The 18,246-nt window shown below is 69.8% G+C and carries 22 protein-coding genes; 8 read left to right on the top strand and 14 right to left on the bottom strand.

Going from position 1 to position 18,246, the window contains the following annotated elements; all coding sequences use genetic code 11:
* The 4 genes from QSK25_RS05320 to QSK25_RS05305 all read right to left on the bottom strand — a co-directional run bounded on the left by QSK25_RS05320 (position 1) and on the right by QSK25_RS05305 (position 6,292).
* Complete coding sequence (locus QSK25_RS05320; protein ID WP_285633786.1) at positions 1-1,698, bottom strand: cation:proton antiporter; 1,698 nt, start codon at positions 1,696-1,698, stop codon at positions 1-3.
* 51 nt (positions 1,699-1,749) lie between these two features.
* A complete protein-coding gene (locus QSK25_RS05315) occupies positions 1,750-3,363 on the bottom strand; it encodes a purine-cytosine permease family protein (RefSeq protein WP_285633783.1) in 1,614 nt (537 codons plus the stop codon).
* Between the two features lie 208 nt (positions 3,364-3,571).
* Complete coding sequence (locus tag QSK25_RS05310) at positions 3,572-5,548, bottom strand: WD40 repeat domain-containing serine/threonine protein kinase (RefSeq protein ID WP_285633780.1); 1,977 nt, start codon at positions 5,546-5,548, stop codon at positions 3,572-3,574.
* A gap of 123 nt (positions 5,549-5,671) precedes the next feature.
* The gene (locus tag QSK25_RS05305; RefSeq protein WP_285633777.1) at positions 5,672-6,292 is read right to left on the bottom strand and encodes a class I SAM-dependent methyltransferase; all 621 of its coding nucleotides are present in this window, start codon (positions 6,290-6,292) and stop codon (positions 5,672-5,674) included.
* Between the two features lie 70 nt (positions 6,293-6,362).
* On the opposite strand from QSK25_RS05305, the gene QSK25_RS05300 reads away from it, so the two are divergent.
* Positions 6,363-7,283 carry an AraC family transcriptional regulator gene (locus QSK25_RS05300; RefSeq protein ID WP_285633774.1) on the top strand — a complete coding sequence of 307 codons (921 nt, stop codon included), beginning with the start codon at positions 6,363-6,365 and terminating at the stop codon, positions 7,281-7,283.
* A 75-nt stretch (positions 7,284-7,358) separates the two neighbouring features.
* Positions 7,359-7,850 carry a GtrA family protein gene (locus QSK25_RS05295; RefSeq protein ID WP_285633769.1) on the top strand — a complete coding sequence of 164 codons (492 nt, stop codon included), beginning with the start codon at positions 7,359-7,361 and terminating at the stop codon, positions 7,848-7,850.
* Here the strand turns inward: QSK25_RS05295 and QSK25_RS05290 are convergent, their stop codons facing one another.
* From QSK25_RS05290 to QSK25_RS05280, 3 genes are read right to left on the bottom strand one after another with little or no spacing between them, the layout of a single operon-like run.
* Positions 7,851-8,096, bottom strand: coding sequence for a DUF2630 family protein (locus QSK25_RS05290; protein WP_285633766.1), 246 nt, complete (start codon positions 8,094-8,096; stop codon positions 7,851-7,853).
* The gene (locus QSK25_RS05285; protein ID WP_285633763.1) at positions 8,097-8,402 is read right to left on the bottom strand and encodes a nuclear transport factor 2 family protein; all 306 of its coding nucleotides are present in this window, start codon (positions 8,400-8,402) and stop codon (positions 8,097-8,099) included.
* A gap of 43 nt (positions 8,403-8,445) precedes the next feature.
* Complete coding sequence (locus tag QSK25_RS05280; RefSeq protein ID WP_285633760.1) at positions 8,446-8,790, bottom strand: VOC family protein; 345 nt, start codon at positions 8,788-8,790, stop codon at positions 8,446-8,448.
* A gap of 203 nt (positions 8,791-8,993) precedes the next feature.
* Between QSK25_RS05280 and QSK25_RS05275 the strand changes: the two genes are divergently transcribed.
* From QSK25_RS05275 to QSK25_RS05265, 3 genes are read left to right on the top strand one after another with little or no spacing between them, the layout of a single operon-like run.
* A complete protein-coding gene (locus QSK25_RS05275; protein WP_285633757.1) occupies positions 8,994-9,848 on the top strand; it encodes a lytic polysaccharide monooxygenase auxiliary activity family 9 protein in 855 nt (284 codons plus the stop codon).
* Positions 9,848-10,381 (top strand): DUF305 domain-containing protein, encoded by a 534-nt coding sequence (locus QSK25_RS05270; protein ID WP_285633754.1) that lies wholly within the window; start codon positions 9,848-9,850, stop codon positions 10,379-10,381. Before QSK25_RS05275 ends, QSK25_RS05270 begins: the two co-directional genes overlap by 1 nt.
* Positions 10,382-10,415: 34 nt before the next feature.
* Positions 10,416-10,811 (top strand): PRC-barrel domain containing protein, encoded by a 396-nt coding sequence (locus tag QSK25_RS05265; RefSeq protein WP_285633751.1) that lies wholly within the window; start codon positions 10,416-10,418, stop codon positions 10,809-10,811.
* Between the two features lie 65 nt (positions 10,812-10,876).
* Here the strand turns inward: QSK25_RS05265 and QSK25_RS05260 are convergent, their stop codons facing one another.
* Positions 10,877-11,206, bottom strand: coding sequence for an STAS domain-containing protein (locus tag QSK25_RS05260; protein ID WP_285633748.1), 330 nt, complete (start codon positions 11,204-11,206; stop codon positions 10,877-10,879).
* Positions 11,207-11,441: 235 nt separating this feature from the next.
* Here QSK25_RS05260 and QSK25_RS05255 point away from each other — a divergent pair, with 235 nt between their 5' ends.
* Entirely contained in the window at positions 11,442-12,359 is a 918-nt protein-coding gene (locus QSK25_RS05255; protein WP_285633745.1) for an anti-sigma factor RsbA family regulatory protein, read from the top strand.
* Here QSK25_RS05255 and QSK25_RS05250 read toward each other — a convergent pair.
* Genes QSK25_RS05250 through QSK25_RS05240 form a run of 3 tightly spaced genes read right to left on the bottom strand, consistent with a single transcriptional unit; the run spans position 12,293 to position 13,611 of the window.
* Entirely contained in the window at positions 12,293-12,793 is a 501-nt protein-coding gene (locus tag QSK25_RS05250) for an MSMEG_6728 family protein (RefSeq protein ID WP_285633742.1), read from the bottom strand. The two genes, QSK25_RS05255 and QSK25_RS05250, sit on opposite strands and share 67 nt — an antisense overlap.
* Positions 12,793-13,242, bottom strand: coding sequence for a YflT domain-containing protein (locus QSK25_RS05245; RefSeq protein ID WP_285633739.1), 450 nt, complete (start codon positions 13,240-13,242; stop codon positions 12,793-12,795). The genes QSK25_RS05250 and QSK25_RS05245 overlap by 1 nt, the downstream gene beginning before the upstream one ends.
* A 27-nt stretch (positions 13,243-13,269) precedes the next feature.
* Positions 13,270-13,611, bottom strand: a complete 342-nt coding sequence (locus QSK25_RS05240) for a hypothetical protein (RefSeq protein ID WP_285633736.1) — start codon at positions 13,609-13,611, stop codon at positions 13,270-13,272.
* A gap of 165 nt (positions 13,612-13,776) precedes the next feature.
* On the opposite strand from QSK25_RS05240, the gene QSK25_RS05235 reads away from it, so the two are divergent.
* Positions 13,777-14,085 carry a DUF6401 family natural product biosynthesis protein gene (locus tag QSK25_RS05235; protein ID WP_285633733.1) on the top strand — a complete coding sequence of 103 codons (309 nt, stop codon included), beginning with the start codon at positions 13,777-13,779 and terminating at the stop codon, positions 14,083-14,085.
* A gap of 39 nt (positions 14,086-14,124) precedes the next feature.
* On the opposite strand, the gene QSK25_RS05230 is transcribed toward QSK25_RS05235, so the two are convergent.
* The 3 genes from QSK25_RS05230 to QSK25_RS05220 form a co-directional block, all read right to left on the bottom strand.
* Positions 14,125-14,949 carry a mechanosensitive ion channel family protein gene (locus tag QSK25_RS05230; RefSeq protein WP_285633730.1) on the bottom strand — a complete coding sequence of 275 codons (825 nt, stop codon included), beginning with the start codon at positions 14,947-14,949 and terminating at the stop codon, positions 14,125-14,127.
* An 80-nt stretch (positions 14,950-15,029) separates the two neighbouring features.
* On the bottom strand, positions 15,030-15,206 hold the full coding sequence (locus QSK25_RS05225) for a hypothetical protein (RefSeq protein ID WP_285633727.1): 177 nt from the start codon (positions 15,204-15,206) through the stop codon (positions 15,030-15,032).
* A gap of 128 nt (positions 15,207-15,334) precedes the next feature.
* Complete coding sequence (locus QSK25_RS05220) at positions 15,335-17,113, bottom strand: hypothetical protein (RefSeq protein ID WP_285633724.1); 1,779 nt, start codon at positions 17,111-17,113, stop codon at positions 15,335-15,337.
* 136 nt (positions 17,114-17,249) lie between these two features.
* Between QSK25_RS05220 and QSK25_RS05215 the strand changes: the two genes are divergently transcribed.
* Positions 17,250-18,239, top strand: coding sequence for a LacI family DNA-binding transcriptional regulator (locus QSK25_RS05215; RefSeq protein WP_285633721.1), 990 nt, complete (start codon positions 17,250-17,252; stop codon positions 18,237-18,239).
* Positions 18,240-18,246 lie beyond the last annotated feature (7 nt).

Raw genomic sequence — 18,246 nt, 5'->3', positions numbered from 1 at the left:
TCAGGTGAACCGCACCGAGAAGCTGTCCACGAAGTTCTGCGCCTTCTCCAGCGTGTGCGAGCTGTAGGTGCCGCCCGCCCGCGCGTCCAGCAACGCGTTCTGCTGCGCGTCCAGCATCAGCCGCTGCAACTCCCGGATCTGGTGCACCTCGCTGTCCGGCTCCGGTTCGACCAGCATCTTCTCGATGTTCTCGCTCATGAACACGGTGCGCTCGCGGGTCCGCTCCAGCACGTCGTCGGTGAACGGGTCGCCGTTCTCGCGGCACAAAGTGGGGCTGGCCAGCAGGTCCTGGGTGGCGACGACGAGCTCGTTGGCCAGACGGGCGTATTCGCGACGGCCGTGTTCCTCGTCGTTGCCGCGGATGCCGAGCCACTTGATGACCAGCGGCAGCGAGCCGCCCTGCACGACCAGGGTCAGGATCGCGACGGTGAACGCGATGAGGATCAGCTCTTCGCGGTGCGGCAGGTCGGTGGGCAGGGTCTGGGCGGCGGCCAGCGTGACGACGCCGCGCATGCCCGACCAGGCGAGGACGGCACCGCCGCGCCAGCTCAGGCCCTCGCTCGCGTAGAACGCCACGTCGGCCTGTTTGCGTTGCAGGGCACGGACTCCTCGGTCGTAGCGCTTCTCCTCGCCCGGGCGCGGGCCGCGTTCGAGGAATCGGTCCAAAAAGGAGTCGAGCTTACCGGTGAACGCGTCCGCGCGGCGTTGCTGGCGGCGCAGCATGGCGATCAGCGGGATGACGAACACCCCGCGCAGCAGGACCAGCGCGACCGTGGCCAGTGCGCCGATCAGCAACGTGCGCACCACGCCCTCGTCCGCCACGGCACCGATGACGGCGGTGAGTTCGAAGCCCATCAACAGGAACACGCCGTTCTCCAGCAGCAGCTGGATCGTGCGCCAGTTGGTGCGTTCGGAGATGCGGTCGTGCGCGGTGAACCGGCGTGCGCTCAGGTGGCCGGTCACCAAACCCGCGATGACGACCGCGATCACGCCCGACGCGTGCGCCTCCTCGGCCGGGATGAACGCGAGGAACGGCACCACGAACGAGATCGCGGTGGTCAGCACGGGCTGGCCCTGGATCTTCGACCGCACCCACACCGACACCAGGCCGACCGCGAACCCGATCGCCACGCCCACCGTGACGGCGTAGGCGAAGTCGCCCAGCGCGTCGCCGAACGTGACGCTGGCCGTGATCGCGAGGACAGCGGTGCGCAGCAGCACCAACGCCGTAGCGTCGTTGACCAGCCCCTCACCCTCCAGGATGGTCACGAGCCGCGGTGGCAGGCCGAGCCGCTTGCCGATCGAGGTGGCCGCGACCGCGTCCGGCGGGCTGATCACCGCGCCCAGCGCGAGCGCGGCCGCGAAGCCGATGTCCGGGACCAGCCACCAGATCAGCAGGCCCGTCCCGAACGCCGACACCACGACGAGCAGCACCGACAGCGAGCCGATCGTGGAGAAGTCCCGCCGGAAGTCCACGACCGGCACGTTCACCGCCGCCGAGTAGAGGATCGGTGGCAGCACGATCACCAGGATCCACTCGGGTTCCACGTCGAGGTGCGGCGCTCCGGGGAGCTGGCTGCACGCCATGCCGACCAGCACGAGCAACACCGGTGCCGCGACGCCGAGCTTCGGCGCGAAGTACGACACCGCCACGATGATCAGCACGGCCGCGACCGCGAGCAAGGCCCATTCCTGCATGACGTGCAGTTTGCTCGATCAGGACGGACCTCGCCCGGGGAGCCACGCCGGTCAGGAAGCGGGGAGCACGTGGCGCCCGTCACGGTCGGTGCTCAGGCACAACGAGCAGATCTCGCCACCCTGCGCGCTCGCCGTCATGTCCGGCCGCTCGTACGACTCCTCGCACACCACGCAGTCGTACCGCGTGCCGCTCGGGTTGCCGTCGGGGTCCAGCAGCGGTTCCGCGATGCCGTCGTCGGTGCGCCGCAGGTAGAACCGGCCGCGCGTGACGACCGCGAGCAGCGGCGTGAGCACGATCGGGATCCCGACGGCGACCAGCGGCGAGTACGGCTGGATGCCCGCGCCGAACAGTCCGAAGTAGACGGAGATGGACAGGATCGACGACGCGAGGAACGACCCGACGCCGACCGGGTTGACCGCGAACAGCATGCCCCGGCGGAACTCCGGCTGCTTGGGCGAGAGCTTGAGCAGGTACTTGTTGATCGCGATGTCCGCCGCGACCGTGACGACCCACGCCATCGCGCAGTTCGAGTAGAAGCTCAGCAGGTTGTTGAGGAAGCTGAACATGTCGGCTTCCATCAAGATGAGCGCGATCGCGAGGTTGACCAGCACGAACACCAGCCGTCCCGGGTAGTGCTTCGTGACGCGGGTGAACGAGTTCGTCCACGCCAGCGACCCCGAGTAGGCGTTGGTGACGTTGATCTTCACCTGGCTCAGCACCACGAGCACCAGTGCCAGCGGCACCACCAGCCACACGGGCATGAACTGCTTGAACACCCCGGTGAACTGCTCGATCGGCTCCACCGCGGCCACCTTGCCGACCGCGTCGAGCACGTAGATCGCGAGGAACGCGCCGATCGCCTGCTTCAGCGCGCCGAAGACCACCCAGCCGGGCCCCGCCATCACCATCGACGTCCACCAGGCCCGGCGGTTCTCGGCCGTGCGCGGCGGCATGAACCGCAGGTAGTCGATCTGCTCGCCGATCTGCGCCATCAGCGACAGGCACACGCCAGCGCCGAGCATCACCGCCGCCAGGTTCACCCCCTGGTCACCGTACGACAGCCACCGGCTGACCGACGACGGGTCCGCGATCACCAGGTACAGCAGCGGCGCCACCATCAGCAGCAACCACAGGGGGTTCGTCCAGCTCTGGAGCTTCGCGAGCACCTTCATCCCGTAGATCACCAGCGGGATGATCACCAGCGTCGACGCCAGGTACCCGAGCCACAACGGCAGGCCCAGCGCGTACCGCAGGCCCTGCGCCATGATCGAGCCTTCGAGCGCGAAGAAGATGAACGTGAAGCTCGCGAAGATGACGCTCGTGAGCACCGAACCGTAGTAGCCGAAGCCCGATCCACGCGTGATCAGGTCGAGGTCGATGTTGTACCGGGCCGCGTAGTAGGCCAGCGGGAAACCGGTCACGAAGATGACGACGGCCGCGAACGCGATGGCCAGCAACGCGTTCCCGGTGCCGTGGGTGAGAGCGATGCCCGCGCCGATCGAGAAGTCCGCCATGTAGGCGATCCCGCCGAGCGCGGACGCCCCGACGACGGCCGGCGTCCAGCGCCGGTACGTGCGCGGGGCGAACCGCAGCGTGTAGTCCTCCAGCGTCTCCTTGGACGCCGCCGGAGCCTCCGCGCGCTCCGCAACCTGGTCAAGGGTCATGGAGTCCGACGCTACGAAACGCGCGTTTCCAGCGTTCACGCGGTTTGTGACGGCCGGGTCACGCTACGTTCACCGACCGCGGTGGACGCGAGTGGGGCCTCGGCAACGCCGTCGAGGCGTTCACGGACACGCTGGAAGACGTTCAGGCCCTGTCCTGCTGGTCTGTCCGGTGGCAGGCGCGGGTGAGCGAGCCGGAGGCGGACAGTGCCTAGTCCGCCAGCTTCCAGATCCGCACGATCTTGTCGTCGCCACCCGCCGCGATCCGCTTGCCGTCCGGCGAGAACGCCACCGCCTGGATCTGCCCGGCCGCCCCGATCACGGTGGCGCGGATCTTCTTCGTCTCCACGTCCCACAGCTGCACGAAGTTGCCCTGCCCCCAGGCCGCGACCGTGTCGCCGTCCGGGTGGAACAGCGCGCTCGACAGCGTGAGGTCGTCGTCCGCGCGCGGGAAGACCGCCTTGCTCTGGCCGGACGTGACGTCCCAGAGCTGCATGCTGTTCGTGCCGTCGCCGTCCACGACCGCGAGGGTCTTGCCGTCGGGCGAGAACGAGCCGCCGTCGCCGGTGGAGTCGTTGATGGTCTTGACCAGCTTGCCCGTGGCCGGGTCGACGATCCTGATCTCCTGGTACTTGCTGCCCGCGTACGCGAGCAGCTTGCCGTCCGGGGTGAACGACAGCTCGCTGCTGCCGCGCGCCTCGGTCAGGCCGATCCTGACCTTGCGCGTGGCGACGTCCCAGACCAGCATGCGGCCGGTGTGGGTGACGCCCACCAGGGTCTTGCCGTCGGGGTGGAAGCGCAGCGTCTTCATGATCGAGCGGCTCTCGTCGAGACCGCCGATCATCGAGCGGTCGGCGAGGTTCCACAGGTACGTGGTGAAGTCGCCGGTGCGGTTGCCGCCCGCCGCGAGGATCTTGCCGTCCGGGCTGATCGCGACCGCGGTGGCCGCGGCGCCGCCGGGCCCGGCGGGCAGCTGGACGGTGCCGATGACCTTGTTCGTGGTGGTGTCCCAGATGCGGACGAGGTCGCCGCCGTCGCCGAGGCCGTCCTCGGCGCTCGCGAGGATCTTGCCGTCCGGGCTCCAGGCGATGGACGCGATCGCGTCCTTGTGGTCGACGAGCTGGACGTGGTCGGCGAACTCCTCGGGCGCGCCCGGATCGGCCTTGGCCGAGGTCGTGGACTGCTCGGAGCCGCCCTCCTTGTCGGAGGCCACCTTGTTGTCGTTGGTGGACGGCAGCAGTGCCCCGTCGCCGTCGCTCCCGCGAGAGGTGATCCACCACGCGGCGCCGCCACCGACGGCCGCCACGGCGCCGATACCCGCGAAGAGCGCGGTGCGCCTGCTGACACCGGACTTCCGGGCCACGACCGGCAGCACGACCGGGGCACCGGCGAGCATCGCGAGAGCCTGGTCGACGGTGGCGCGTTCGGCGGGGTTCTTGCGCAGCAGCCCGCCCAGCAACGACGAGAGGTGCCCGGCTCGTTGCGGGGGCGGCGGTTCCTGGGTGAGCAGCATCGACAGGGTCGTCATGAAGTCCTGGCCCTGGTACGGCGGCCTGCCCTCGACCGCGGCGTACAGGGTGGCGCCGAGCGACCACAGGTCCGTCGCCGGGGTGATCGGCGCGCCGGTGCCCTGCTCCGGCGCCATGTACGCGGGCGTGCCGACGATCGAGCCGTCGGTCGTCAGCGGCACGTCGCCGGTGAGCCGCGCGATGCCGAAGTCGGTGATCACGACCCGGTCGCCGGACAGCAACACGTTGGCGGGCTTGAGATCGCGGTGCACGATCCCGGCCTGGTGGGCGACCCGCAACGCGCTGAGCATCGACGTGGCGACGTAGGCGACCTGGTCGGGTGGCAGCGCGCCCTGGGTCTTGATGGCGTCGGACAGCGATCCGCCGCGGACGAATTCCATCACGATCATCGGGGTGCCGTTGTACTCGACGACGTCGTGCACGGTGACGATGCCGGGGTGGTTGAGCTGGCCGGCGAGCTGTGCCTCGCGCATGGCGCGCTGGCACAGCACCGCCCGTTGCTGCGCGTCGAGACCGGCCGGGAGCAACAGCTCCTTGATGGCCACCTCACGGCCGATGACCTCGTCCCGGCCGAGCCACACCCGGCCCATGCCGCCGGCACCGATCACCTGAACGAGCCGGTAGCGCTGCGCCACCAGGCTTCCCGTCGCATCTGTCACGGCGCGCAGCTTAGATGGGCGGACACGCTCTCACGACGGGAACCGGAAACTTCGTGATCCATTGGATCCGTTGGGAGCAAAGCAACATCGTGCAGGTTCAATCGGTCGACAATGGACCTGTCCCTAGTGGACTCTCGCGACCTCGATTCCTATGGTGCCGAACATCCGCAACTTGTGCAGCACGGTCGGCTCCGCGGTGAACCCGGCCGCCTCGATCCGCTTCGGGACGGCGTCGCCGACGTTGTCCTGCAGGTGCTCCTTCGACGTCCCGTGGTGGTGGAAGACGGCGTCGGCGAGCACCAGGAGGCCCTGCGGCTTCAGCACCCGCCGGACCTCGGCCAGCATCTCGTCCTTCGACGAGGTGTCGAGGTGGTGCAGCATCAGGCTGGAGAAGACGACGTCGAACGACGCGTCGGGGAACCTCAACTCCTGCGCGTACCCCCTGTCCAGCCGCGCTCCCGCGGTCCTGAGCTTGCGCTCCGCCCGCGCCAGCATCTTCAGGTCGGGATCGACGCCGAAGAGTTCGACGTCCGGATGCCGTTTCGCCGTGGCGCGCAACAGGTTGCCGGTGCCGCAGCCGACGTCGAGCACGCGCTGACCCGGCCGCAACCGGGCCAGCGCCACCATCTCGGCGTGGACGCGCCCCAGCGCGGACACGCGGTGCAACAGGTCGTAGAACGGCAGCAGGTAGTGCTTGCCCATGCCGGGCAGGTAGTCGCGCTCCTGGGACGATATTTCGGTCATGGCCCCAGTGTGGCCTGAGCAGCACTGGGATTTCTGTGCCGATCCACGGTTTGAATGGGACGATTTGACGATGCGCACCCGACGAACGCGGATGAGCGGCGACGAACCCGCGCAGTACGCCTGGCGACCCGCTCCCGGCGAACTGTCCGTGGCGGCCGTGCGGCTCGGCCACGGCGCGGAGATCAACGGCGCGCACGAGGCCCACTCCCACGACTTCCCGGGCATCGCGTACTTCGAGGAGTCCGGCGGCATCGTGCGGCACGGCCGCCAGGTCCGGCACGTCGAGGCGGGCGACCTGTTCGTCATCGCGCCCGGCGACGTGATGGGCCAGGCGCGCGGCGACGACCTGCTCGACGCACACGGGTGGGGCGTCTTCTTCACCGCCGACGTGCTGAGCTCGGACACCCCCGGCACGCACCTGGCGTGGCGCACGCACCCGCTGTTGTTCCCGTTCGTCCGCGGCGGCGCCACGGGCGCGCTCCGGCTCAAGGTGCCCGCGCCCGCACGCGCCGAGTGGACCGCTCGCGTCGAGGCGTTGCACGATGAACTGCACCATCGCCGCGACGGCTACCGCGAGGCGGTGTCGGCGCACCTCACGTTGCTGCTGGTCGGCGTCTCCCGGCTGGCCGCGGACGTGGTCGGCGACCTGCGCGAGAACGCGGAACCGTTGCTGGCCTCGGTGTTCGACGTGATCGAACGCCGCTACGCCGAGCCGCTGTCGTTGCGGGAGGTCGCCGCCGCGGTGAGCGTCTCCCCCGGCCACCTCACCTCGTCCGTGCGCCGGCGGACCGGCCGCACCGTCGGTGAGTGGATCACCGAACGCCGCATGGTGCAGGCCCGGCGCCTGCTCGCCGTCACGGACCTGCCGGTGGGCGACATCGGCGCTCAGGTGGGCATCCCGGACGCCGGCTACTTCGCCCGCACGTTCGGCAAGGTGCACGGGATGAGCCCCACGCGCTGGCGGCGGTTCAACCACCTGAACACCCGCTGAACACCCGTGGTCGACCTGTCGATCACCGGGCGTTTCGTCGTTTTCGTCCCTCTCGGACGTGGCACTGTCGTGACCATGACCGGCGGGACGCCCACCATGCACGCGAACGACAGAGACCTCGGCACGAGGTTCCACGACCTGATGGAGGTCGTGGTGAGGTGGCTGCCGCTGCGCCTGTCCCGCGTGGTGGCGCCGAGCTTCCTCGGGTTCGCCCTGATCAACGGCTTCACGTTCGGCATCGACCTGCTGCTGCTCACGCTGCTGCGCAGCGGCCTCGGCCTGCTGGTGCCCCTCGCGTTCACGATCGCCTACGTGCTGGCGTTCGGGCTCAGCTTCGTGCTGAACCGCGCCCTGAACTTCCGCTCCCACGCCCCGGTCGGCCCGCAGGCAGGCCTGTACGCCGTCGCGATCCTGATCAACTACCTGGCGTTCGTCCTCGGCGTCGGCAGCGCGCTGACCGAACTCGGCCTGCAGTACCACCTGTCGCGGATCGTGGCCGGGGCGTGCGAAGCGGCGTTCATGTACAGCGTCCTGCGCTGGGTCGTCTTCCGCGACACGAAGAACTGACTACTGCAGGTAGCCCTCGACCTCGCCGACCGAGCGGGCGGGCACGTCCTCGGCGTTCTCGCCCAGCGACCGCGCCGACCGGCGCCGCCGCAGCAGGTCCCAGCACTGGTCGAGTGCCTCCTCGAGCGACCGCAGCCGCGCGTGCTCCTCGTCCGTGGAGATCTCGCCGGACGCGAGCTGCTGACGGAGCTTGTGCTCCTCGTCGACCAGCTCGTTGATGCGTCCCAGCACGTTCTCGTCGCTCATCTACGCCTGTCCCGTCTCGAAGCGGCTGACCTTGCCCGACTCTACGACGAACCGCCAGAAGGTGCGCATCTCTCCCCACGTGTCGTTGTGCACGTGGACGATCAACGACATTCCGTCCGGCGAGGACGATTCGACCTTCATCGTCCCGTTGTCGTCGAACAACTCCTTGGCGGTCCACGCGCGCAGATCACGATCGCTACCGTCGTCGGACATCGTGGCGCCGTCGGTCAACAGCCCGTAGAACGCGTCGCGGTCGCCCGCGTTCACGGCGGCGACGAACGCCTCGACGGTGGGATCGGTGGTCATGGCGCGGTCCCTTCTGCGGTGCCCACCGTCGAGTGTGCAAGACCTACGGCAGTGCCGCGAGCGACAGGCTGTTGCCGTCGGGATCGAGCACTTCGACGTGCAGCACGCCGTTGGAGTACGTCTCCACGGCTGCATGCGTCACGCCGTGAGCCGCAAACCGCTCCAACGCGGCATCGAACTCGCTTGAAGACAGCCCGAAAGTGAGCATGGACCCGCCCACACGGGCAGATCGCACGTCACGGGCGTCGAGCACGACGTAAGCGTTCTCCCCCACCTGCCACAGGTGCTCCTCACCGATGACCTCGTCCGCCGCCCGGCCGAAGAACACCCCGTACCACTCCAGCGAGCGCGCCAGGTCGCTCACGCACAGCACGCTGTGCAGGTCCACGTCGATCCACCCTTCCCCGGTTCCGTCGGGAAGGCAGACCGCCAGCGGCTCCAGGACTCATCGCCGGATGGGCGATTCGCCCGGTTGGTCCACTGAAATGGTTCAACCACTTGTTTACACTCGTGAACCAGGGCCGCCGACCCGTCACGCGAACACCTCCTGAACTGGGAAGTGATCGCCACCTCCGCCTGCCAGGAGGCGCAGTGAAGACACGCACTCGGCTTGCCCTAGCGAGCCTGTCCGCCACCACTGCGGTCGTCGTCGCGTTCATCGTCCCCACGACGCCCGCGATCGCCCACGGCACGATGTCCGATCCGGCCAGCCGGGTCTACACGTGCAAGAACGAGGGTCCGGAGACGCCGAAGTCCGACGCCTGCAAGGCCGCCGTCGCCGCCGGTGGCACCCAGGCGTACTACGACTGGAACGAGGTCTCTTTGCTCGAGGCCGGCGGGCGCCACCGCCAGCTCATCCCCGACGGCAAGCTCTGCAGCGCCGGTCGCGACAAGTACCGCGGCCTCGACCTGCAACGCGCGGACTGGCCGGCCAAGCGGGTCTCGCCGGGGGCGCTGACCGTGACGTACCACGCGTCCGCACCTCACTCGAACAGCAACTTCGAGTTCTACATCACCAGGGACGGCTGGAACCCGACCATGCCGTTGCGCTGGTCGGACCTCGTGCACCTCCAGACGTTCAACAACCAGAACCCCTCCACGTTCACCAACTGGACGCTGAACCTGCCGAACCGCTCGGGCCGCCACATCGTCTACTCGATCTGGCAGCGCGTGGTGGGCAGCAACGAGGCGTTCTACACGTGCTCGGACGTCGACTTCGGCGGCGGCACCACCAACCCGCCGACGACCACCACGACGCCCCAGCCACCCACGACCACGACCACCACTACGCAGCCGCCCGCCGGTGGCACGTGGGCCGCGGGCACGACGTACTCGATCGGCAACCGCGTCACCTACGGCGGCGTGAACTACGAGTGCCAGCTCGCGCACACCGCCATCGCCGGCTGGGAACCGCCGAACACGCCCGCCCTGTGGCGACGCCTCTGATGCGGTTCTTCTTGCTGGCGCTCGCCTTCGTGGTGTCCGGCTGCGCCTCCACGCAGCCGGACACCGTGTTGCGCGGCGATCCGCTGGACGTGATGTTCCTGCAGATGATGCTCCCCCATCATCAGCAGGGAGTGGAGATGGTCGCGCTCGCGAAAGACCGCGCGCAGGACGAGGAACTGCGCATGCTCGCCGCCGCGATCGAGCAGACCCAGGTGACCGAGGCCGACACGATGCGGAACTGGCTGACGTCGTGGGGCGAACCGCTGACGGCACCACCCGACGCGCACGCGGGCCACGGCGGCATGCGCGAGTCCGACCCCGAGGAGGTCGAACGGCTGACGGCGTTGAAGGGCGCCGAGTTCGACCAGCGCCTGGCCAACGTGATGATCGCCCACCAGGACGACGCCGTGCAGATGGCCCGCTGGGAGACCGGCAGCGGCGCGAGCCAGGAGGTCAAGGCCCTCGCGGACCGCATCGACAAGTCGCGGACCGCACAGATCTCGATGATGAGGAAGTTCCTCGACCGGGTGTGACGGGGTACCCCGGGACGGACCTGAGGAGGCCGACATGCAACCCGTCCCGTTCATCCCGTGGCTGTGGCGCGATCCGTCCTGGGCCGGCGAACCGGAGCCGGACCTGGCAGATCGGCCCGACACCGGCCTGATCGGTTACGAGGTCGAGGCGACCGACGGCGGCATCGGGAAGATCCACGAGGACAACGCCAAGGTGCCGCACGACTGCCTGATGGTCGACACCGGGCCGTGGATCTTCGGGAACAAGGTGGTGCTGCCCGTCGGCACCGTACGGCACGTGGACCACGAGGAACGCAAGGTCCACGTCGACCGCACCAAGGAGCAGATCAAGAACGCGCCGCCGTACGACCCCGACGACCACGACGGCTACCGCGACCGCACCGGCGAGTACTACTCCGAGAGCTACCGGCTGATGCCGCCGATGCTCTGAGTCCACGACATGACGCGGGATGCGGAGGCCAACGTGTTCCGTTGCCCTCCGCATCCCGGACAGACCTAAGCCGGCACCTCCGGCGGCACCGCGGCGTCGAGCACCGACGACCGGACGCCCAGCACGCTCATCAGTTCCAGCGCCTGCAACGGCCGCAGCACGGCGGCGGTGTTCGCGACGACCACCAGCGCGCTGCCGCGGCGCAGGCACAGGTCCTGGTGGTCGAGCAGCAGGCCGATGCCCTGGGCGCCGAGGAACCGGACACCGCTCAGGTCCACGACGACGGGCGCGGGCGGGATGACCGCCTCGACCGCCTGGACGAGGCATTCGGCCAGTTCAGGGGCCGTCGTGTAGTCGACCTCACCGCCGACGCGGACGAGGGTGGAGACGCCCATGGTCTCGCAACTCGTGCGAAAGGGGATCGGGCTGATGGGGAGCACGCGGCAACCTCCAGGTGGGACGGCACGCACGGCCGTCACCGGGCTGGCTGCTCAACCCGTGAGTACCGTAGCGCACCCGGTGTGTGAGTGCCGTTCGTGGCAGGTTCCCTCGGACGGCTCAGGCTTCGCGTGCACGGAAGGCCTCGCGTGCGTGACGGGCTCAGGCCTCGCGCGCGTAACATCGGTCGGCGTGACCGGTTTCTTCCACGAGACCGCCTTCTACGGCTCTGACGACGAGTTCCTCGCGCACGCCGTGCCGTTCGTCGAGGGCGGCCTGCGCGCGGGCGAACCGTCGGTCGTGGCGTGCACGGAGCGGAACTCTGCCCTGCTGCGCGGTGCGCTCGGCGACGCCGCCGTGATGTACCTGCCGGGTGCCGACCAGTACTCCCGGCCGTCCGAGTCGATCGCCCGCTTCCGCGCCCTGTTCGCGGAGCACACGGCGAGCGGCGCGCAGCAGATGCGCGTGGTCGGCGACGTGCCGCACTCCGGTGTGGGCGCGTGCTGGGACTGGTGGGCGCGGTACGAGGCCGCGGTGAACCGGGCGTACGCCGAGTTCCCCGTGTGGGGGTTGTGCCCGTACGACACGAGGACGACTCCCGCGGACGTGCTCGCCGACGTGCTCAGCACACACCCGAACATCATGTCCGCGCCCGGCACGCACGAGGCCAACCCCGGATACCGCGAGGGTCTTGCCGCCACCCCGCAGGTCAGCGACGCGCTCGAGGCGGGAACGCCGCTGGTCGAGCTCTTCGACGCGACGGCGAGCGCGGTGCGGGAGGCCGTCGGCACGGCCATCGAGCCGTTGGGTCTGGACGAGGACGACGCGCACGACGTCGTCTACGCGGCCAGCGAGATCGTCACGAACGGCCTGACGCACGGTGTCGCCCCGGTCCGGTTCCGGCTCTGGGCCGGTGGGTCGCGGGTGGTCGTGTCGGTGACCGACCAGGGCCCCGGCCCGGGCGACCCGCTCGCGGGGCTGATGCCGACCAAGGAGACGCTGTCGGCCGGGCTCGGACTGTGGATCCTGCACCGCACGTGCGACTACGTGGCGATGGGCCGCGACGGGGACGGGTTCACCGTGCGGGTGAGCGTGGGCGGCCAGACGTAGGGCAGGTCGTCCGGCACCGCGGGGAAGAACCGGCGGTAGTGCGCGGGGTCCTTGCGCACCAACGCCGACTGGTGGCTGCGGTGCACCTCGTCGTAACCGAGCCACGGCGGCAGGTCCCCGGCTGCGGCCAGTTCGTCCTGCGTGCGCACGAGCACGACGCCGGTGGCGCGGGCCAGGTCCGCTCGCATCGTGGCCTCGCAGGTGTCGCGGAAGCCCTGCGACCGCCACTCCGCGCAGACGTCGAGGCCGTACCGGACGAGGGCCTCCTCGTAGCCCACCCACATCTTCACGGCCGGGTGGTGGCGCCAGCCGTGGCCAGGCACCACCAACGCCCGGTGCACCTGCAGCGCCTCGACCCGCTGCTTGCCGAGCCGGCTCCGGTCCAGCACGCGGGCGCTGGCGGCGAAGTCCGGGTACGGCAGGAAGGTCTGCATCAGAGCACGTAACGCGCTGCCTCGGCGGCCCGTTCCCGGTCGACGTGCACCTCGTACCGGCGTGCCTGCAACGTCATGGTGCTCGCGAAGTCACGACGGCCACGCGTGCTCCAGTGCGCGACGAACCCGAAGACGGCACCCCAGAACGCGCCGACGACGACGCTGATCGCCAGGAACCAGCCCCAGGCCGTGTCCGTGCTGAACAGCCCGAACAACAGACCGATGAACACACCGAACCAGGCACCGCTGGCCGCGCCCATCACCGCCGCGCGGCCCCGGGTCAGCCGTCCGGTCACCTGTTCGACGGTGCGAACGCCCTCGCCGATGATCCTGACGCTCTCCACCGGGAACCCGTCGTCGGACATCCGGTCCACGAGCCGCTGGGCGTCGAGGTAGTCGGGGTAGCTCGCGAGCAAAGACGACTCGACCCTGGCCACTTCCTGAGGCACTTCGTGCTTGATGTCCACGTTCTCCGGTTACCCGCGCACGGAGCCGTTGACACGATCAACTTCGCGCGGACCGGGCAGGACGACCGGGTGGGACCGGCGCGACAGCAGCCGGTGGGCGACGGTCAGCAGCATCCGCGCCTCCATCCGCTCGCCGTAGCGCAGGTGTTCCCCCGCGGCCTTGACACTGCCCAGGACCTGCGGTGACACCGTCGCGTGCACGTCCGAGCACGCCGCCAGCGCTTCCTCGAGACCTCTGCGAGCGTCCTCGGCGCCGACCCCGGACAGAGCGGAGCAGACCGCGTTGTCCAGGTTCTCCAGTGCCGTCGCGCGCACCTGGCGGGACGCGGGCTCGTCGAGTTCGGTGGTCATGCTCGCCTGCCTTCACAGCCGGAATCCTCGCGCCGACTGCTTGACGCGCCCGCGCGTGGTTACCCCCGTCCAGCGCGCCCAAACCGGTGCTCCGGCACCCGCCGCTACCGTGGCGGGACGCGTGCGACCTGGCGCGAGAAGAACGCGCGGCAGTGGATCTCCGAGGTGTCGGCCCGGATCGGGGTGGCCGGGTGGGCGGCGCCCGCCCTCACGCCCGCCCTCGCCGCCGAGGTCGACCAGCACGCGGCGGCCGTGCGCGACATTCTCCTGATCGGGGTCGAAGGCGCCGGTGCGGTCGGCGCGGTCGTGCTCCTCGCCTCGTACGGGCGCGGGTTGCTCGACCACGTCCTCGACGCGGACTGGACGCCTACGTCGTGGGTCGGTCTGCGGCTGAGGGCGATCTGCGAACTCGCGCACCTGCACGACGTCAAGCCGCTGACCGGCGACGTGCCCGTCCTGCCGAAGCTCGCGTGACACGAGGCGCACCCAGGCGGGTGCGCCTCGTCGCGGAACTCAGCGTTCGTCCGGCCGGCGCTCGCCGAGCACCGGGTCCTGCGGAGCCACGGGCATCGGCGCCGTGACCGGTTCGGCGGCGGCAGCGGGAGCAGGGGCAGCGGGAGCCGCGCCGACACGGGTCGCGTCCTCACGTCCTCGCTGGTAGGCCTCCGCCTGGGCCTGGGCCTGCGGGAGTTCCTGCTCCGCGCGTCCCAGCCAGCCCTCCCACCGCTGCTGCATCGGCCGCACCAGACCGCCGCCCACACCGACGACGAGGATGCCGCCGACGGTCGCGAGCACGGCGATCAGGACCGGCGTGGTGACCGTCGTGGCGACACCGATCTGGTTCAACGCGGCGATGATGCCCAACGCCCAGATGAAGATGGACGCGATGTTCGCGAGCACACGCCCGTACGACAGGCCACCGAGCGCACCGCCGATGAAGTCCTTCACCGCGTTGGCGACCGCGCCGGCCACCACGACGATGATGATCGCGACCGCGGCCTTCGGCAGCCACGCCACGATCCCGGTGAGCAGTTCGGAGACGGGGTTCGGGCCCCACACGCCGAACGCGATCTGCAACGTGATCAGCAGCAGCGCGTAGTAGACCAGCTTCGCGAGAAGGTCGGAGGCGTCGTACTTGCTGTTGGCGAGCATTCGCCGGATGCCGCCGCGCTCGACGAGCCGATCGAAGCCGACCCGTTCGAGGACCTTGTCGACGAGCTTCGCCACCGTCTTGGCGACGAACCAGCCGATCAGCAGGATCAGCAGGAACGCCGCCAGCTTGGGCACGAACGTGGCCACCGCGCGCCAGGCGTCGGTCAGCCCTTGTCCGAAGTCCATGTCGAACTCCCTTCGCACGGGTAGCCCGACCGGGTCACCCGCACCGGGCCTACCCGGCGTGGGAGTTCTTCACACGGACTTCACGACACCTGGCGCAGCTCGCGGTCGCTCGCGACGAGGTGTTCCCACGTGCGGCCGCGCTGGCTCGGCGGTGCTTCCCCGTCCGCGGTGCACACCGGGTACACCAGACCGAAGGGAACCGGTTGGTCGAACTCGTCTCCGGTGTGGATGTCGACGATGCGGCGCACGTGAGCCATCACAACCACTCCCTCACGGGTGGTACTCGGTGGGACCAAATGGGTTTGGGCACCTCGAATACCCCGTGAGCTGCACGGACATGCGTTGCGGCGTTGCGACATCAGGGTGAACGTGAGTCCAATGTGGACTAACGCACCGACACCACGAGGTCGAACGTCCCGTCGTGCGGCACCGTCAGGACGTGCAGGCGCCGTCCCGGATAGCTGATCGTGGACGCCGGCCGCAGCTGAGGTTCCAGCGTCCGGCCCCAGTCGAACCGGACCACCGTGCGACCGCGGGTGAGCGTCAGCCCGCGACCGTCCAGTACGAGGACGTCGGAATCCTTCACCACCAAGGGAATCTGCTCGGTGGCGGCGGACTGCGCGCGCACGGTCCGGGTGATCCGGTCGCCGACGGTCACCTCCGTCACCACCGAGCCGGACGCCGTGCGGTAGCGGAACCGGTAGGGCTCACCGCCGAGGAACTCCGCTCTCTGCACGCCGTCGGAGTCCGGCTTCTGGCCGGAGAACACGGTTGCCCAGCACGCGTGGTTGTTGTTGTTCATCGACTGCACGAGTGTGCCCGCGACCGGATGCCACAGGAACGTCAACCCGGTGCGCGCCAACGAGGTCGCGCGGCGCGTCCCGAAGTAGCCGCCGACGTACCAGCGCGGCCGGCGCACGAACAGGAAGTCCTGCCCCTGATCGCTGCGCAGTTCGGTGAAGTGCGACCGCCGGTGGGGCAACCGCGCGATGGCCGCCGTGCGCTGGGCACGACTCGGGTAGCGCTCACCGTAGATCGCGTGCGCGAGGATGCGCGGGGACGTGTCCTGCTTGGCGAGCGCGGGGATCGGTTCCGGTGACGCCGCCCAGGCCCTGCGGGCGGCGGCCAGGTCCTCACGGCTCGACACGAACGCCGCCAGGTCCGGCACCTCCGGCACGAACTGGGCGTTCAGCGCCGTGCGCTCGGGGTCGGGGCGGACGTCGGCGTAGAACTTCGAGGACGTGCGCGAGTTCGTGGCGATGTTGGCGAACCAGCCGGAGCCGTCGGGTTCGCGCAGCAGGTTGTAGCCGAGCCAGTCGGTGTACCGGCGGGTCATGGTGACGAGGTTCTGGTCGCCGGTCTGCCGCCACGCGTCGGCGAGCTCGGGCAGCATCACCTCGAAGTTGTAGTTCGTGTCGGCGCCGGACTCCTCGTAGAAGAAGCCCGCCGGGCTCTGCCCGGCGACGGCCAGCCTGCGCAACGCCTCGGTCAACCGCCCGCGCAGCACCCGGTCGGGATCCTGCCGCAACGCCAGGCCCGCGCCGGCGAGCCCGGAGGTCGTCTGGTTCGCCCAGGTCAGCGGCGACTGCCAGACCGTGCCGGTGGACGGATCGAGGAACCACGTCATGGCCCGGTGCAGTGCGGCGGAGATCTGACGCTGCCGCGCCGGCAGCGTTCGGGTGCTCCTGAGCAGTGCGTTCGTCTTGCTCAGGTACCCCATCGCGAACCCGGTCGCGGCGAGCGAGTGCTGGTCGGGCGAGTACTCGGGCCACGAGCCGTCGGCGTGCTGGAGCCCGAGGTAGTGGCCGAGCCCGGCGTCCAGCGCGGCGAGCACCTCGGCGTTGCCGCGGTACGGGTTCCACGGGCGGGACTGCGTCGCGAACCACGCCAGCGTGTAGACGTGCTCCTGGACGCGGGCGTTGTACCGGACGTTCGGGCTGCGCCACCAGCCACCGCCGAAGAACCCGGCCGGGTTCATGTCGGCGACCATCGGTGAGACCAGCATCAGGTACTGCGCGAACCGCTGTTCCTCCGGCGCGAAGGCGCGGCGGCCGGGCGTCACGGGTGGGGGTGCCGGCAAGGCGTGTGCTGTCACGGGCAGAGCGGCGAGCAGTCCGGCCGCGGTCGCGCCGGTGATCAGGCTGCGACGACTGAATGCGTTCACGGGCCTACCTCCTTGGCGGAGCACCCTCGCTCCCCCACACCCGGTCCGTCAAGGTGCTAATTCGAATTATTACAGGCTTGACGGCAGCGCGGGTGCTGGCGCAGACTCCGTGCCAATTCGAATTGGCAGGTGTTCAATGGCGAAGCGGCTCACCCAGCAGGACATCGCGCGGATGGCAGGCGTCAGCCAGGCCACGGTGTCGCTGGTGCTCAACAACCGGACCGACAGCGGCGTCCGGATCGCCGACGAGACCCGTGCGCGGGTCCTGGAGGTCATCCGCCGGACGGGCTACGTCGCGAACCCCATCGCGCGGCGCCTGCACGACCAGCGCAACCGCATCCTCGGCGTGTTCACCTACGAGGCCGTCTTCCCGAGCACCCGCGCCGACTTCTACCAGCCGTTCCTCGAGGGCATCGAGGAGCAGGCCGAGGAGGTGGGCTGCGACCTGCTGCTGTTCACCAGCGCGAAGGCGGCGGGCGGGCGGCGGCGGATCTTCAACGACGACAGCAGGATCCGGCTCGCGGACGGGTGCGTGCTGCTAGGCCGTTCGGTCGACCGCGACGACCTCGCGCAGCTCGTCGCCGAGGCCATCCCGTTCGTGTCCATCGGCCGCCGCGACGACGCGGGCGGGCCGGTGCCGCACGTCGGTGCCGACTACCCCGCCGCCGTGCGCGACCTGGTGGACCGGGCGGTGGCCCTGGGCCATCGGAAGTTCGCCTACGTCGGGGCCGGCACGGGCGCGGAGTCGTCGGCAGACCGGTTGCGCGGCTTCAAGCAGGCCGTTGCGGCGCAGGGACTCGAAGGCACGCACGTGCAGTTCGCCGGGCTCGACCAGCTGCGCGGCAACGGGATCACGTGCGTGCTCGCCGAGGAGGTCTCCGACGGTGCCGCGCTCGTCCTCGCCGCCCGCGAGCGCGGCCTGTCGGTCCCCGGCGATCTTTCCGTGCTCACGCTCGGGGCGGCCACCAGGCCCGCGCCGGACGACGTCGCGCTGACCGGGTTCCGCATCCCGCGCCGGGAGATGGGACGGCGGGCCGTGCAGGCGCTGACCGAGGTGCTCGAACACGGCACCACCCCGCAGGAGCTGCTGGCCTGCGAGTTCGTCGAAGGCACCACGCTCGGCTGAGTTTCTG

The sequence above is a fragment of the Lentzea sp. NBRC 102530 genome, from assembly GCF_030269365.1.
In the GTDB taxonomy this organism is placed as follows: Bacteria; Actinomycetota; Actinomycetes; order Mycobacteriales; family Pseudonocardiaceae; genus Lentzea.
This window is presented reverse-complemented; position numbering and strand designations above follow the sequence as displayed.

What these genes read in the sequence shown, in the direction of transcription:
- QSK25_RS05250 (WP_285633742.1), bottom strand. Translation starts at nt 12,793, where the DNA reads ATGCAGACCTTCCTGCCGTACCCGGACTTCGCCGCCAGCGCCCGCGTG.
- QSK25_RS05290 (WP_285633766.1), bottom strand. Translation starts at nt 8,096, where the DNA reads ATGAGCGACGAGAACGTGCTGGGACGCATCAACGAGCTGGTCGACGAG.
- QSK25_RS05320 (WP_285633786.1), bottom strand. Translation starts at nt 1,698, where the DNA reads ATGCAGGAATGGGCCTTGCTCGCGGTCGCGGCCGTGCTGATCATCGTG.
- QSK25_RS05285 (WP_285633763.1), bottom strand. Translation starts at nt 8,402, where the DNA reads ATGACCACCGATCCCACCGTCGAGGCGTTCGTCGCCGCCGTGAACGCG.
- QSK25_RS05295 (WP_285633769.1), top strand. Translation starts at nt 7,359, where the DNA reads ATGACCGGCGGGACGCCCACCATGCACGCGAACGACAGAGACCTCGGC.
- QSK25_RS05260 (WP_285633748.1), bottom strand. Translation starts at nt 11,206, where the DNA reads ATGGGCGTCTCCACCCTCGTCCGCGTCGGCGGTGAGGTCGACTACACG.
- QSK25_RS05270 (WP_285633754.1), top strand. Translation starts at nt 9,848, where the DNA reads ATGCGGTTCTTCTTGCTGGCGCTCGCCTTCGTGGTGTCCGGCTGCGCC.
- QSK25_RS05305 (WP_285633777.1), bottom strand. Translation starts at nt 6,292, where the DNA reads ATGACCGAAATATCGTCCCAGGAGCGCGACTACCTGCCCGGCATGGGC.
- QSK25_RS05265 (WP_285633751.1), top strand. Translation starts at nt 10,416, where the DNA reads ATGCAACCCGTCCCGTTCATCCCGTGGCTGTGGCGCGATCCGTCCTGG.
- QSK25_RS05215 (WP_285633721.1), top strand. Translation starts at nt 17,250, where the DNA reads ATGGCGAAGCGGCTCACCCAGCAGGACATCGCGCGGATGGCAGGCGTC.
- QSK25_RS05315 (WP_285633783.1), bottom strand. Translation starts at nt 3,363, where the DNA reads ATGACCCTTGACCAGGTTGCGGAGCGCGCGGAGGCTCCGGCGGCGTCC.
- QSK25_RS05230 (WP_285633730.1), bottom strand. Translation starts at nt 14,949, where the DNA reads ATGGACTTCGGACAAGGGCTGACCGACGCCTGGCGCGCGGTGGCCACG.
- QSK25_RS05300 (WP_285633774.1), top strand. Translation starts at nt 6,363, where the DNA reads ATGCGCACCCGACGAACGCGGATGAGCGGCGACGAACCCGCGCAGTAC.
- QSK25_RS05240 (WP_285633736.1), bottom strand. Translation starts at nt 13,611, where the DNA reads ATGACCACCGAACTCGACGAGCCCGCGTCCCGCCAGGTGCGCGCGACG.
- QSK25_RS05225 (WP_285633727.1), bottom strand. Translation starts at nt 15,206, where the DNA reads ATGGCTCACGTGCGCCGCATCGTCGACATCCACACCGGAGACGAGTTC.